Below are 14,710 nucleotides of genomic sequence, written 5' to 3'. Positions count from 1 at the left end.
ACCAGAAAATGGTTGAGAAGAAACGCGGGCTGGGTCGTGGACTTTCGGCGCTTATGTCGGACGTGAACAATGATGCGCCGGCATCGACTTCCGACGCCTCCGCACGTCGGGCGGAACAGTACCTGCCGATCGAAGTAATCGCGCCAAACCCGGATCAACCACGTCGGAACTTTGACAGTGACACGCTCGAGGACCTCGCCGAATCGATACGGGAGAAGGGCATCATCCAGCCCTTGATCGTTCGCCCCGACCCAGCTGACGCCAGGAAGTTCCAGATCGTCGCGGGTGAACGGCGCTGGCGCGCGGCGCAGATCGCGCAACTTCATGAAGTACCTGTTATCGTTCGAGAATTTGACGATACCGAGGTTCTTGAGGTTGCAATTATCGAAAATATCCAGCGTGCCGATCTGAATCCTGTCGAAGAGGCGGCCGGGTATCGTCAGCTGATCGAACGTTTCGGCCACACGCAGGATCAACTTGCCAAGGCGCTGGGCAAGAGCCGGTCCCACATCGCCAACCAGATGCGCCTTTTGAGCCTGCCCAGGGAGGTCATTGATTACCTCGAAAAGGATCAGATATCTGCCGGTCATGCCCGCGCCCTGATCACGTCGGATGATCCAGCATCGCTGGCGCGCATTGTCGTATCCAAGGGGCTTTCGGTGCGTGAGACGGAAAAGTTGGCCAAGAAGCCGCCCGAGGAAAAAACATCCAGTGCAGGCGCGAGCCGGAATCCCGTGAAAGACGCGGATACCGTTGCGCTTGAGGGTGATCTCTCGGCGAATCTCGGAATGAAAGTGACTGTCAATCACGACAGCGGCCGCGAATCGGGCCAAGTCTCGATCCGTTATACATCGCTGGACGAGCTGGACGAACTTTGCCGCAAACTCACGTTATGAGTTCGGGCGCGTCCAGATAAAGATCAGGACGAGGCAAAGCACGACCGCTTGTATGCCAAGGATCATCGGTCTCACCCCAAGCACCAGGGACAGCCCGAAGACCGCAGCAATCGAAAGCGTTGAAATCCGTTTGACACGAGAATTGATGGCCCCGTTGGTCTGCCAATCCACGATCGCCGGGCCGAACTGGGGATGCGACAGGAGCCAGTTGTGCATCCGCTCGGATGAGCGCGCAAAGAAGAATGCAGCGAGCAACATGAACGGAACGGTCGGAACCAGCGGCAGCACAGCACCGATCAGCCCCAGCAGAACGCAGAGCAGCCCCAAGCCAGCCCATAAAAATCGCATATCTTATCCTGACAAAAACTCTCTGATCACTGCATTCAACACCATGCGGCCGCCCTCTGTCACCTTGACTGTTTGTCCCTCGCGCAAGATCATGCCGATCTCTTCGAGATGGACCAAAACATGGGCATCGACGGGCTCACCACGCAGGCGAGCATAGCGGTCGAGGTCAACCCCATCGCGCAGGCGCAGTCCCATCATCAGGAATTCTTCGGCTTGATCTTGCCGCGTCAACGTTCGGCACAGGTTTTCACCGTTTCCTGCATCCGCCATATCCAGCCAGGCTTTGGGCATCAGCGGAGTTTCGGACGCAAACCGATCACCGCCGATTGTCACGCGCCCATGTGCCCCGGGACCGATCCCTACATAATCCCCGTATCGCCAATAGATCAGGTTATGCCGGGATTCCGAGCCGGTTCGCGCATGATTCGAGACTTCATAGGCGCCAAACCCTGCATCCTCGCAGAGCGTTTGCGTCGCTTGATACATATCGGCAGAAAGGTCCTCGTCTGGCAATCCTCTCAATCGGCCTCTGTCGTATCGGTCGCCAAAAGCGGTTCCCGGCTCGATGGTCAGTTGATAGAGTGACAGGTGATCGACTGCGAGATTCAGCGCCTGTTTCAACTCGGCCTCCCATTCGGCCAATGCCTGTCCCTGGCGGGCATAGATCAGGTCGAAACTGACGCGGTCGAACTGGTTTCGTGCGACATCAAAGGCCGAAAGCGCCTCCTTGACCGAATGCAAGCGCCCCAGCCGCCGCAGCGCATCGTCATTCAGCGCCTGAACGCCCATCGAAACGCGGTTGACACCAGCTTGAGCGTATCCGCGAAAACGCCCGGCCTCGACCGAACCGGGATTGGCTTCGAGCGTCACTTCGAAATCGTTGCGCACCGGCCAAATGTGGCGGATGCGCTCCATCACTTTCGCCACGGTCTCGGGCGCCATCAGGCTCGGTGTGCCACCCCCGAAATAGACCGAGGTCAGAAGTCGGTCGGGCACCAATGCCGCATAGCGGTCAAGCTCTTGCAAATAGGCTCTAACCCAGCGGGATTCGTCGATCTCAGCCGCTACATGGCTGTTGAAGTCGCAATAGGGGCATTTCGATTCACAAAACGGCCAGTGAATGTAAATCCCGAAGCCGCCGCTCTGCCAATCTTCAGTCAAAGCAGCCCTGCACGAGTTGCCGGAACGCATCCGCACGATGACTCATCGCATGTTTGCGTTCGGGGTCCATCTCTCCAAAGGTTTCTTCTTCACCATCGGGCAGGAACATCGGGTCGAAACCGAACCCATTCTCACCCCGCATTGGCCACACGACCTGTCCTTCGACCCGTCCTTCGAAAACCTCGTCATGCCCGTCCGGCCAAGCGAGGCAAAGCGTGCAAACAAAGGCCGCCTTGCGCGGGAGCGGTGCATTTTCGTTCTCGAGCAGGGTCCAGACCTTTTTCATCGCCATCGGAAAATCGCGGCCTTGCGATGTTTCCGCCCAGTCTGCGGTGTAGACACCGGGCGCACCGTCAAGCGCCGTCACCATGAGCCCGCTGTCATCCGAAAGAGCCGGCAGACCAGTCCCGCGGGCTGCAAAATGCGCCTTGATCCGGGCGTTTCCGGCAAACGTGTCTTCGGTCTCTTCCGGCTCTTCCAGACCATGTTCCGAGGCCGAACTGACGCGCACGCCGAACGGCTCTAACAAGGCCGAAATCTCACGCAACTTGCCGTTGTTGTGCGTTGCGATCACAAGCTCGGAACCCTCGAACCTACGCACTTGACGCCGCCTTCTGCATCGTGGCCAGCTCACCGACACCGCGTGCCGCCAGCTCCATCAACGTATCCATCTGCGCGCGCGTGAATGTCGCGCCCTCGGCGCTCATCTGCACTTCGATGAGGCGCCCGTTGCCCAGCATGACGAAATTTCCGTCCACCCCGGCCTCGCTGTCCTCGAGGTAATCGAGGTCAAGCACCGGTTGCCCGGCATAGATGCCGCAAGACACCGCTGCCACCGGCTCCACCAGCGGGTCGGAAATCACGTCACCCGCATTCATCAACTTGTTGACTGCCAGCCGCAACGCAACCCAGCCGCCGGTGATTGCCGCGCAGCGCGTGCCACCATCGGCCTGGATGACATCGCAATCCACCGTGATCTGCCGCTCGCCCAATGCAACGCGATCGACCCCGGCGCGCAGCGATCGGCCAATCAGGCGTTGAATCTCGACGGTGCGGCCGCCCTGCTTGCCGGCAGTGGCCTCACGCCGCATCCGGCTGCCCGTCGAGCGCGGCAACATCCCGTATTCCGCTGTCACCCAGCCCAGCCCCGTGCCTTTCACGAAAGGTGGCACGCGATCCTCGATCGTTGCGGTGCACAGGACGTGTGTATCGCCCACGCGGATCATGCAGGATCCTTCCGCATGTTTCGTGACACCGGTTTCGATTGAAACGGGCCGCATTTCACTTAAGTCTCTACCCGAGGGCCGCATGGTCATTCCTTTCTATGGTTGTCCACGGGATACAGGTGGCCCCGTGCAAAGCGCAACCCCGATTGACCTTTTGTGGCCTGACACATCTAATGACCGCTGCCGTGATCGGATCGACATCATGAAAGACAGCAGTAAACTCCTGGAAGAACTCAATCACCGGTCGCGCGAGGTGTTTCGCCGCGTCGTCGAATCCTATCTCGAAACCGGCGATCCCGTTGGTTCTCGCACGCTCACCCGAACGATGAGCGAAAAGGTCAGCGCGGCGACCATCCGCAACGTGATGCAGGATCTCGAATTTCTCGGGCTGCTCGACAGCCCGCATGTCTCCGCCGGTCGCATTCCAACCCAGACCGGACTGCGCATGTTCGTCGATGGCCTGCTCGAAGTGTCCGACCTTCAGAATGACGACCGCCAGAAACTCGATGAAACCCTCGGCACCAATTCGGGCGACGTCAACTCGATGCTTGACCGGATCGGCTCGGCCCTTTCCGGTGTCACCCGCGGGGCGTCGCTCGTGCTTGCACCGAAAACCGAGGCACCGATCAAGCATATCGAGTTCGTAGCCCTCGCCCATGACCGCGCCCTGGTCGTGCTTGTCTATGCTGACGGACATGTCGAGAACCGCGTTTTCGCACCACCCCCCGGTGCCACCCCCAGCGCCATGCGGGAGGCCGCGAACTTCCTCAATGCCATCATCGAGGGGCGCACCCTCTCAGAGGTCAACACGGTGATGCGCTCCGAGATCGAATCGCGCCGCCGCGAAATCGACCAACTCGCCCATGGGCTGGTCGAGAGCGGACTTGCCGTCTGGGATGGGCAGGGCGAAACCAACGAACGCCTGATCGTGCGCGGCCGCTCGCACCTCCTGTCAGACGATGAGGGAGAAAACGGCCTCGACCGCATCAAGACGCTCTTTGACGACCTGGAACGCAAACGAGACATCGCCGAATTCCTCGAACTGGCCGAAGAGGGCGAGGGCGTGCGCATCTTTATCGGTTCGGAGAATAAACTTTTCTCACTTTCGGGTTCCTCTTTGGTGGTGTCTCCATATATGAACGCTGATCGTAAGATTATCGGAGCGGTGGGCGTCATCGGCCCCACGCGCCTCAATTATGGCCGCATCGTCCCGATCGTCGACTATACAGCACAACTGGTCGGACGCCTGATTTCCGACCGAACTCAGAGGTGAGTAGACACATGGCAGAGCGCAAGGAAGAAGAGTTTCTCGACGACATCACAGCTGCCGAGACCGAAGAGCTGGCCGAGGAAATGGACGAAATTGACCCTGTCGAGGCCGAGCTTGACGCCCTGCGCAGCGAACGTGACGCGCTCAAGGACAAATTCATGCGCGCGCTGGCCGATGCCGAGAACGCGCGCAAACGCGGCGACAAGATGCGCCGCGATGCCGAACAATACGGTGGTTCGAAACTCGCCCGTGACATGCTCCCGGTTTATGACAACATGAAACGGGCACTCGAAGCTGTCACCGACGAGCAACGCGAGATGTCGACCGCCCTGATCGAAGGTATCGAGCTCACGATGCGTGAACTTCTCAACGTGTTCGGCAAGCACGGGATCACTGTGATCTCGCCACAGGTCGGCGACCGCTTCGATCCCCAGGTCCACGAGGCGATGTTCGAGGCCCCGGTGCCCGGCACCAATGCCGGTGACATCATCCAGGTCTCGACCGAAGGGTTCATGTTGCACGACCGCCTGCTGCGCCCCGCACAGGTCGGCGTGTCCTCCACGCCGAAAGGGTGATCACCGGGCGATCCGCGGCCGCCCCGTCGCTTCAAGGGTGATCTGCGCCTCGATGAAAACATCGCGCCCCTCGACCTCGCTGTGACGGATATCCCTTGTCCGGCGCATTTCGATTTCATCCGCCCCGGCCGTCCCGGCCTCGCTCCGCACCACGGTTTCAAGCTCTTCCTCAAGTGCGTTCATTGCCGCCTCGGCCGTGGCGAAATCCCTTGGGCCCTGCGCGCCATGCGTTCGGAAACAGCCTTCCGCCGGGCAGGTCACGGTCCCCGATCGGCGCATCGTGACCCGCCCCACGACCGCTCCGATCGCGTTGGCCACACCGCCATCGTCGGGCAGGATCATTTCACAACCAAGTCGTCGGCCAACCGCCGGGTAGTAGCTGCGTGCCGACGCCCCCAGGCCCACCACCGGAATGTTCAGGCCGGCCTCCATGCGCAAAAGTCCCTTGTGCCCATCCAGCCCCTTCTGCATCAGGACATGACGTGCAAGCTGTTCATGGCCCGGCCCAAACCCTTCGTCATGCGACAGAACAGTCTCTAACAAGGCCGATACGCTCTGCCGCGTCAGCTGATCAACAATCATCCGGGCCATCGCTTCCGGCCCCGCCGCCAAGGCGTTGCCCGCCCCCGTCCGTTTGCGTGCCAACAGCCCAAGCACAAGCCGGGCCGCCTGCCCATCCCACGCACTAAACAGCCCCAGCAAATGGCAGGCATCCGATGGTGTCACCCCGCCAAACTGGATGATCCCGCGATCCCGAAGCCGCGCCAGTGCCTGCCGCTCCATACGTGCGCGCAACACCGTAGAAACCGGATGAACACCCGTGATTCGTGCGAGAATCTCGCTTTCCCGAACCGAAAGTCCTTGATCATCCGCACCGATGACCCGCCGCAGGAACATCCCGTCGAACTCGCTTGCCGTGCTCGCGCGGCGCTGTTCTTCCAGAACCGGCAAGACGATATCGGGGGCCTCCAGCGCCAAAAGGCTCACCGGCACCACCCGCCGGGGCCCCAATTCGATCCCACCGGCCAGGCCCTCGGTTGCAAGCCGCACTTCGCTGTCACCGCCCAATCCGGTCGTGCGCATCGCGACGGCTTCGACCATCGTGCGAAACCCACCCACTTGTGCCCCCTCCGGGTCGATCTCTGGCTTGCCGTTAAGCAGCAGGGCCACATCCGTGGTTGTCCCCCCGATATCCGACACCAGCGCATCACGCATCCCGGTCAACCACGCTGCCCCCACGAGCGATGCGGCGGGTCCGCTCAGGATCGTCTCGATCGGCCTTTCGCGTGCCACCGCCGCGGAAATGAGCGCGCCATCCCCCCGTACCACCATCAGGGGCGCCTCGATGCCGATTTCGCCCAGTTTTTCCTCGGCTCGCGCGATCAACCGCGTGATCATCCCGATCAACCGAGCGTTCAAAAGCGCCGTCAGCGCCCGCTTGGGCCCGTTCAACCGCGCCGAAAGGTGATGCGAACAGGACACCGGCTTGCCCGTCCGGGTCCGTATCATCTCCGCCACCGCGTTCTCGTGCTCGGGGTTCCGGGTTGCGAACTGGCTTGCCACGGCAAAGGCCGACACGTCCGGGATTGTCTGTAACCAGGCCGAAATCACGTCAAGATCAAGCGCAGAGCGTGCAACACCCGCGTGATCGTGGCCACCGTCCAGCAACAGCACCGGTTCACCGTTCAACGCGCGATCCAGACCGTTCCGCGTAAGGTCCGCCTCGGAGAATCCGATATAGACCAATCCAACCCGCCCGCCTTGCCCCTCGACCAGTGCATTGGTTGCCAATGTCGTCGAAAGCGCGGCCAGGCTCACCTCGCCAGGCTGCGCGCCAGCTGCCGCGAGAACCTCGGACACCGCCTTGCCGATCCCCTCGGCCAGGTCGTGCCGCGTGGTCAGCGCCTTGGCGCGCGCCACGACCTCGCGCTCATCACGGACGAGGGCGGCATCGGTATAGGTGCCGCCCGTGTCCACCCCCAGAAGAAGGCTCATCCCCGCAACCTCTCGATGGCCCAGCGCGCCGCATCCGCCACCACCGGCTCTGCGTCATCGACAAGCGCCTGCGCCACCGGGATCAGCCCGGGATCGCCCGAGTTCCCGATGGCGTAAAGCACGTTTCTCACGAACCGACCCCGCCCGATCCGCTTGATTGGCGAGCCGCTGAATTTCTGCCGGAACTGGACATCGTCCAGTCCTGCCAACTCCGCCAATGGCGGCGCGATCAGGTCCGCGCGCGCATGGTATTTGACTTCGTGTGCAGCCACAGCGAACTTGTTCCACGGGCAAGCTGCCAGGCAATCATCACAGCCGTAAATCCGGTTGCCGAGCATTGGCCGCAGTGCTTCATCAACCGGCCCCTTGTGCTCGATCGTGAGATAGGAAATGCAGCGCCGCGCGTCGATCCTGTAAGGCGCCGGAAACGCCCCGGTCGGACAGGCATCGAGACAGGCCCGGCACGACCCGCAATGATCCACCTCCCGCGGGTCCACCGGCAGGTCCAGCGTGGTAAAGATCGAACCGATGAAAAACCAGCTCCCCAATTCCCGGCTCACCAGGTTGGTATGCTTGCCCTGCCACCCCAGTCCCGCCGCCTGTCCCAGCGGTTTTTCCGGTACCGGCGCGGTATCGACAAAGACCTTGAGCTCGCCCCCCGCCTCTTCGATCAGCCACCGCGCCACCCGCTTGAGCCGCTTCTTGACCACGTCATGGTAATCCCGGTTGCGGGCATAAATCGACACTGTTCCGGCATGATCCGGCACAGGTTCAATTTCCCCGGCCCCGTAATTTTCCGCCAGAACGATCACAGACTGTGCCTCTGGCCAAAGCGCGGCCGGGTCGCCCCGCCACTGCACCCGCTCAGTCAGCCACCCCATGGTGCCGTGATAACCTTCGGCCAGAAACCCCCTTAGATCCCCCATCACATGCGGGACATCCCATGGTCGACATATCCGCGCCGCCGCGAAACCTTCGGCGCGCGCGCGCTCCACCAGTCGGGTTTTCAGATCATGCCCCATGCTTCATCTTGCCGAAAATACTCTGGGGGTATGGGGGCAACGCCCCCATTCAGAAATCCAGGTCGGCATAATGCGCCGGCGGTGGAAATCCCGGCACCTGATCGGCCAGGATGCCGCGAAACGCGGGCCGCGACTTGATCTTGGCGTACCAATCCTTGACCACCTCGCTTCGGTTCCAATCCACGTCCGAGATATAATCGAGCGCGGACAGGTGCGCCGCCGCGGCGAAATCGGCCAGGGTCAACACGTCACCGGCCAGCCATCGCCGCTGATCCAGAAGCCAGGCCATGTAATCTAGGTGATACTTGATCTTCTGCGACCCGGTCTTGACGTTCTTAGAATCCGGATACCCCTGCTTCATCACCTTCTTGTTGACCCGCTCATAGACAAGGTTCGCGGTCACTTCACGGTGGAACTTGTCATCGAACCACCCGACGAGACGCCGCACCTCGAACCGCCCGACCGGATCCCTTGGCAAAAGCGGCACATCGGGCCGGGTTTCCTCGAGATACTCGCAAATCGCGGCGCTCTCCGACAGGATCATCCCGTCGATCTTCAAGACCGGGATCTTTCCCGCCGGGTTGCGCCGCAGGAAATCAGGGTCCTGTTCCCAATAGCGCTCCTCGATCAGCTCACATTCGATCTTCTTCTCTGCCAGGCTGAGACGAACCTTGCGGCAGAACGGGGACAGCGGAACGTGATATAGTTTGGCCATGGCTCAGGTCTGGGTTGTGAAAGACACACCCTCAATGCCGGTTTGGCGTAGGATTTTCAATCCTCGAAACAGCTTGCCCGCCCGTCCCGGCGAATTGTTTCCGCCCCGTCCATGATGGCCGTGGCCCGAAGCGCAAGCCCGCGCGCCGGCCGGGCCGCAGAGCGTGTCTTGGGGCTCGGCAGAACCGCGGCCAGCCGCGCGGCCTGAACCGGGCTCAGATCGGCGGGGGTCACGCTGAAATAATGCTGGGCGGCTGCATCGATTCCGAAAACGCCCTCGTCGAACTCCGCCACGTTGAGGTAAACCTCGACGATCCGCCGCTTCGACCACATTGCCTCGACGACCGGGGTGATAACCGCCTCCAGCGCCTTGCGGGTCCAGTTTCGCCCCTGCCAGAGATAGACATTCTTCACCACCTGTTGACTGAGGGTTGAAGCCCCGCGCCCTGATCCCTCGTCAAGCGCGGTGCGGATCGCTTCCATGTCAAAGCCCCAGTGCAGGCAGAAATTGGCATCCTCCGCCGCCACGACCGATCGCGCCATCACCGGCGCAACCGAAGTGAGCGGCACCCATGCATGATCGACCGGCGCGCCCAGTCGACGCGCCTCGGCGCGCATGTAAGGGGTCTGGCCCGGGTTCGTCACCGAATACCACCCGACTCCGCCCAGAACCACGATCACCGCCAGAAGCGTCAGCCTGATCAGCCACTTTCGCAACCACCAATAGGGTGCGAGCGCCTGATCGACCCATGCGTCGCGTTTGGCGGTTTTACCGCTGGATTTCGCTTTCTGTGCCACGGCCCAGCTATAGGCGGTTTCGCGAAGCGGAAAAAGTGTCTTGAATGCAAGCGCCCCGGTGCCATCCCTCTAAACAGAGGGTTGGCCGACGATACCGGGATGCAGGCATGGAACAGTCCCTATTCCGCGGGAATCGCGCCTTTCTCCTCGCTCAGCGGATATTCGATCTTGTCCAGCATCTCCTTGGGACAGACCTGAAGGAAATGACCCCGTTCAAGCTCCCAATGCTGCAGGATGTCGGCGGCCTTGCGGCTTCCGGTTTCGGCCAGGTGGCGCTCGATCAGCTGCTTCAACTCCTGTTCCCAATGGGCCACCGTCACCGGGCAGGTGACAAGTGTCTCCATGTTCATCAGTTTGCGCGCCTCGCCATCAGGATCATGGAGATAGGCCATGCCGCCTGTCATCCCGGCCCCGAAATTGGCCCCGATCGAACCCAGGATCACGGCAACGCCGCCGGTCATGTATTCGCACCCGTTGCTGCCGCAGCCCTCGATCACCACCCTGGCGCCCGAGTTGCGCACCGCGAACCGCTCGCCCGCGCGGCCAGCCGCGAACAGATAGCCGTCGGTCGCGCCGTAAAGCACGGTGTTGCCAATGATCGTGTTCTCGCTCGCCACGAGCGGGCTCGCCATTGGCGGGCGCACGACGATAAGCCCGCCCGAAAGCCCCTTGCCGACATAGTCGTTGGCGTCCCCGCTCACCTCGATCTTGAGGCCGGGCGCGGCAAAAGCCCCAAGGCTTTGCCCCGCCGAACCCGTCAACTTCACCGTCAGGTGGTCGGGCTGAAGTGCGTTGCGCATCCCGAAATTGCGCACGATATGGGACGAGAGCCGCGTGCCGACCGTCCGATGCGTGTTTTGCACCGCATAGGAAAGCTGCATTTTCTCCCCGTCCTCGAGGAACCGCCGCGCATCGCGCACGATCTCCGCATCCAGCGTCGCGGGCACCTTGTTGCGTTTTCTTTCACGGTTATAAACGATGTCCTTCGCGCCATCGACCGTGATCAACAGCGGGTTGAGATCGAGATCGTCAAGATGGTCGGCCCCGCGGCTGACCTGGCTGAGAAGATCGGCACGCCCGATCACCTCGCCAAGGCTGCGTGCGCCGATGCTGGCCAGGATCTCGCGCACTTCCTGGGCGTAGAAGGTGATCAGGTTCACCACCTTTTCCGCGCTGCCTGTGAATTTCGCGCGCAGGTCCTCATCCTGCGTGCAGACCCCGACCGGACAGGTGTTCGACTGGCACTGACGCACCATGATGCACCCCATCGAGATGAGCGCGGCGGTCCCGATGCCGTATTCCTCGGCCCCCATCATCGCGGCCATCACGATATCGCGCCCGGTGCGCAGCCCGCCGTCGGTGCGCAATGTCACCCGCTCGCGCAGCTTGTTCATCGCCAGAACCTGGTGCGCCTCGGTCAGGCCCATCTCCCATGGCAGGCCGGCATACTTGATGGATGTCGCCGGGCTTGCCCCTGTGCCGCCATTATGCCCCGAGATCAGGATCACGTCCGCCTTGGCCTTGGCCACCCCGGCGGCAATCGTGCCCACGCCCGAGCTTGCGACCAGTTTCACCGTCACCTTGGCGCGCGGGTTGATCTGCTTGAGGTCATAGATCAGCTGCGCCAGATCCTCGATGCTGTAGATGTCGTGGTGCGGTGGCGGGCTGATCAACGTGACACCCTTGGTCGAATGGCGCAGCCGCGCGATCAGGTCGGTGACCTTCATCCCCGGAAGCTGCCCGCCCTCACCGGGCTTGGCGCCTTGCGCCACCTTGATTTCCAGTTCCTCGCACTGGTTGAGGTATTCCGCCGTCACCCCGAACCGTCCCGATGCGACCTGCTTGATCTTGGCGCTGGGGTTGTCGCCGTTCGGTTCGGGCACGAAATGCGCCGGGTCTTCGCCGCCTTCGCCACTGTCTGACTTGGCGCCGATCCGGTTCATCGCCACGTTGAGGGTCTTGTGTGCCTCGGGACTGAGCGCGCCAAGGCTCATGCCCGGCGTGACAAAGCGTTTGCGGATCGCGGTGATGCTTTCGACCTCCTCGATGGGCAGCGGATTGCCCAGCGGCTTGATCGCCAAGAGATCGCGCAGGTGAATTGGCGGGTTGGCCTGTATCGCCTTGGAATACTGTTTCCACAGCTCGTACGACGCCTTGTTGCAGGCCATCTGCATCAGGTGCATCGTCTGCGCGCCCCATGCGTGCGTCTCGCCCGACCGGCGCGCCTTGTAGAAGCCGCCGATCGGCAGAACATCGCGGCCCATGTGCCAGCCCTGCCGGTGCACCTCTTCGATCTTCTTCTGGATACCGCTCACGCCGATGCCGCTGATCCGACTGGTCATGCCGGGAAAGTACTCCGCGCACATTGCCCGGCTGAGGCCGACCGCCTCGAAATTCAGGCCGCCGCGATAGGACGAGATCACGCTGATCCCCATCTTGGCCATGATCTTCAGGAGCCCCTGGTCGATCGCCTCGCGATAGCGCGCGACATTCTCGCTCAGGCTCCCTTCCAGCAGGCCCCGCGCGATCCGGTCGGCAATCGAATCCTCGGCCAGGTAGGGATTGACCACCGTTGCGCCCGCACTCACCAGAACGGCGAAATAATGCGGATCGATGCATTCGGCGGACCGCACGTTCAGCGAACAGAAGGTCCGCAGCCCCTTGGCGGTCAGGCCCGAATGCACCGCGCTCGTGGCCAGGATCATCGGCATCGGCACCCGGTCCGGCCCTTGGTGCTCGTCGGTCAGAACGATATGCCCCGCCCCGCTGCGCACCGCGTCCTCGGCCTCGGCGCGGACGCGCTCCAACGCATCGCGCAGCGCGGTCTCGCTTCCGCCCGCGGCAAAGGTGCAATCGATCTCGACCAGGTCGGCGTTGAGCAGCGTGGTCAGCTCGGCCCATTGCGCATTGCCGACGAACGGACTTTCCAGCACGATGATCTCGGTCTGGGCGCTCGACTCGTCCAGCACGTTCTTGAGGTTCCCGAACCGCGTCTTGAGGCTCATCACCCGGAATTCCCGCAGGCTGTCGATCGGCGGGTTCGTCACCTGGCTGAAATTCTGGCGAAAGAAATGCGACAGTGGCCGGTATTTCGTGGACAGGACCGCGCTGGGCGTATCGTCGCCCATGCTGGCGAGCGCCTCCTTGCCGTCCTCGGCCATCGGCGCAAGGATCTGCTCCAGCTCTTCAAGCGTATAGCCCGCCGCGATCTGCCGCTTGCGCAGCTCATCGCCGGCAAAGAGCGGCTTTTCCTCGACCTCGGCAAGCCGCTCGTCCAGCTCGGTGATCTTGCCGACCCATTCGCCGAAGGGCTGCGCAGCGGCCAGCCTGTCCTTGATCTCGGTGTCGTGAAAGAGCGTGCCCTCCTTCATGTCAACGGCCAGCAACTGGCCGGGACCCAGCGCGCCCTTCTCCACCACGCGCGATTCATCCACCGGCACCATGCCCGCCTCGGACCCGGCGATCAGCATCCCCTCGCCTGTCACCACATAGCGCATCGGGCGCAGCCCGTTCCGATCCAGCCCCGCACAGACCCAGCGCCCATCGGTCATGGCCAGCGCCGCAGGCCCGTCCCAGGGCTCCATAACCGAGTTGCAGTAGGAATACATGTCGCGCCAGGCCTCGGGCAGTTCCACCGCCTGTTTCGACCAGCTTTCCGGCACCAGCATGGTCTTGGCCATCGGCGCATTGCGCCCGGCGCGCACCAGAACCTCGAACACCGCGTCAAGCGCGGCCGAATCCGACGATCCGTTCTGGATGATCGGCTTGATGTCCTCGGCCAGGTCGCCAAAGGTGGATGAGGCCATTCGGATTTCATGGCTCTTCATCCAGTTGACATTGCCCTTGAGCGTGTTGATCTCGCCGTTATGCGCCAGCATGCGGAACGGCTGCGCCAGCCACCATTGCGGAAAGGTGTTGGTGCTGTAGCGCTGGTGGTAAAGCGCATAGGCGCTCTCGAACCGCGCATCCTGCAGATCAGGATAGAACTCGGCCACCTGCTCGGCCAGCATCATCCCCTTGTAGATGATCGACCGGCAGGACAGCGAACAGATGTAAAGCCCCTGGATCCCGGCCGCCATCGCCGCCTTCTCGATGCGGCGGCGCACCACGTAAAGCTCGCGCTCGAACGTTTCCTGGTCCACGCCCTTGGTGTTCGACAGGATGATCTGCTCGATCTCGGGCCGGGTCGCGTTGGCCTTTTCGCCAAGGCACTCGATCTCCACGGGCACGTGCCGCCAGCCATAGATGTAATAACCCATGCGCAGGATCTCGGTTTCCACGATGGTCCGGCAGGTCTCTTGCGCGCCGAAATCCGTGCGCGGCAAAAACACCTGTCCCACTGCAATCAACTCGTCCTTGCGCGGCTCATGCCCGGTGCGGCGGATCTGGTCGTAAAAGAACGGCACCGGGATTTGCAGGTGAATGCCCGCCCCGTCGCCGGTCTTGCCATCCGCATCCACCGCGCCGCGGTGCCACACCGCCTTGAGCGCGGCAATCCCGGCCTCGACGACGCGGCGCGAGGGCTGACCGTCGAGGTTGACCACGAGGCCCACACCACAGGACGAGTGTTCGTCCTCATGTGCGTACATCCCGTGCTTGGCCACGTAATCGCGCAGCGCCGCCTGCTCGTCGGCCCAGTTTTCGGTCCGGATCTCAAGGTCTTTCATCTTGTCACCTCCGTTTCGGGCGCTGTTGCCCCGGTGCT

Annotated in this window: 12 protein-coding genes; 3 read left to right on the top strand and 9 right to left on the bottom strand. The window is 62.2% G+C overall.

Features of this window, described 5'->3' with window-relative positions; genetic code table 11:
• Positions 1-8: 8 nt before the first annotated feature.
• Positions 9-896, top strand: a complete 888-nt coding sequence (locus ACESL9_RS00565; RefSeq protein ID WP_372610274.1) for a ParB/RepB/Spo0J family partition protein — start codon at positions 9-11, stop codon at positions 894-896.
• Here ACESL9_RS00565 and ACESL9_RS00560 read toward each other — a convergent pair.
• Genes ACESL9_RS00560 through rph form a run of 4 tightly spaced genes read right to left on the bottom strand, consistent with a single transcriptional unit; the run spans position 891 to position 3,715 of the window.
• Positions 891-1,244 carry a YbaN family protein gene (locus ACESL9_RS00560; RefSeq protein ID WP_372610276.1) on the bottom strand — a complete coding sequence of 118 codons (354 nt, stop codon included), beginning with the start codon at positions 1,242-1,244 and terminating at the stop codon, positions 891-893. The two genes, ACESL9_RS00565 and ACESL9_RS00560, sit on opposite strands and share 6 nt — an antisense overlap.
• A 3-nt stretch (positions 1,245-1,247) precedes the next feature.
• Positions 1,248-2,435: a radical SAM family heme chaperone HemW gene (gene hemW, locus ACESL9_RS00555; protein WP_372610697.1), complete on the bottom strand. Its 1,188-nt coding sequence runs from the start codon at positions 2,433-2,435 to the stop codon at positions 1,248-1,250.
• Positions 2,398-3,006 (bottom strand): RdgB/HAM1 family non-canonical purine NTP pyrophosphatase, encoded by a 609-nt coding sequence (gene rdgB / locus ACESL9_RS00550; protein WP_372610278.1) that lies wholly within the window; start codon positions 3,004-3,006, stop codon positions 2,398-2,400. Before rdgB ends, hemW begins: the two co-directional genes overlap by 38 nt.
• Positions 2,999-3,715, bottom strand: a complete 717-nt coding sequence (gene rph / locus ACESL9_RS00545; protein WP_372610280.1) for a ribonuclease PH — start codon at positions 3,713-3,715, stop codon at positions 2,999-3,001. The genes rdgB and rph overlap by 8 nt, the downstream gene beginning before the upstream one ends.
• Before the next feature lie 118 nt (positions 3,716-3,833).
• On the opposite strand from rph, the gene hrcA reads away from it, so the two are divergent.
• Both hrcA and ACESL9_RS00535 read left to right on the top strand, forming a co-directional pair.
• On the top strand, positions 3,834-4,904 hold the full coding sequence (hrcA, locus tag ACESL9_RS00540) for a heat-inducible transcriptional repressor HrcA (RefSeq protein WP_372610282.1): 1,071 nt from the start codon (positions 3,834-3,836) through the stop codon (positions 4,902-4,904).
• A gap of 8 nt (positions 4,905-4,912) precedes the next feature.
• A complete protein-coding gene (locus tag ACESL9_RS00535) occupies positions 4,913-5,476 on the top strand; it encodes a nucleotide exchange factor GrpE (RefSeq protein WP_372610284.1) in 564 nt (187 codons plus the stop codon).
• Here the strand turns inward: ACESL9_RS00535 and ACESL9_RS00530 are convergent, their stop codons facing one another.
• From ACESL9_RS00530 to gltB, 5 genes are all read right to left on the bottom strand, one after another.
• Entirely contained in the window at positions 5,477-7,471 is a 1,995-nt protein-coding gene (locus ACESL9_RS00530) for an ROK family protein (RefSeq protein WP_372674389.1), read from the bottom strand.
• Positions 7,468-8,493: a tRNA epoxyqueuosine(34) reductase QueG gene (queG, locus tag ACESL9_RS00525; protein ID WP_372610288.1), complete on the bottom strand. Its 1,026-nt coding sequence runs from the start codon at positions 8,491-8,493 to the stop codon at positions 7,468-7,470. Before queG ends, ACESL9_RS00530 begins: the two co-directional genes overlap by 4 nt.
• 49 nt (positions 8,494-8,542) lie before the next feature.
• Positions 8,543-9,208, bottom strand: coding sequence for a glutathione S-transferase family protein (locus ACESL9_RS00520; RefSeq protein WP_372610290.1), 666 nt, complete (start codon positions 9,206-9,208; stop codon positions 8,543-8,545).
• Positions 9,209-9,264: 56 nt separating this feature from the next.
• The gene (gene mtgA, locus ACESL9_RS00515) at positions 9,265-10,005 is read right to left on the bottom strand and encodes a monofunctional biosynthetic peptidoglycan transglycosylase (RefSeq protein ID WP_372674388.1); all 741 of its coding nucleotides are present in this window, start codon (positions 10,003-10,005) and stop codon (positions 9,265-9,267) included.
• A 119-nt stretch (positions 10,006-10,124) separates the two neighbouring features.
• A complete protein-coding gene (gltB, locus tag ACESL9_RS00510) occupies positions 10,125-14,672 on the bottom strand; it encodes a glutamate synthase large subunit (RefSeq protein ID WP_372610294.1) in 4,548 nt (1,515 codons plus the stop codon).
• Positions 14,673-14,710 lie beyond the last annotated feature (38 nt).

The sequence above is a fragment of the Aquicoccus sp. genome (genome assembly GCF_041686535.1).
GTDB lineage: Bacteria > Pseudomonadota > Alphaproteobacteria > Rhodobacterales > Rhodobacteraceae > Aquicoccus.
The sequence above is the reverse complement of the archived record's forward strand: the minus strand, read 5'-3'. Positions and strand labels throughout refer to the sequence as shown.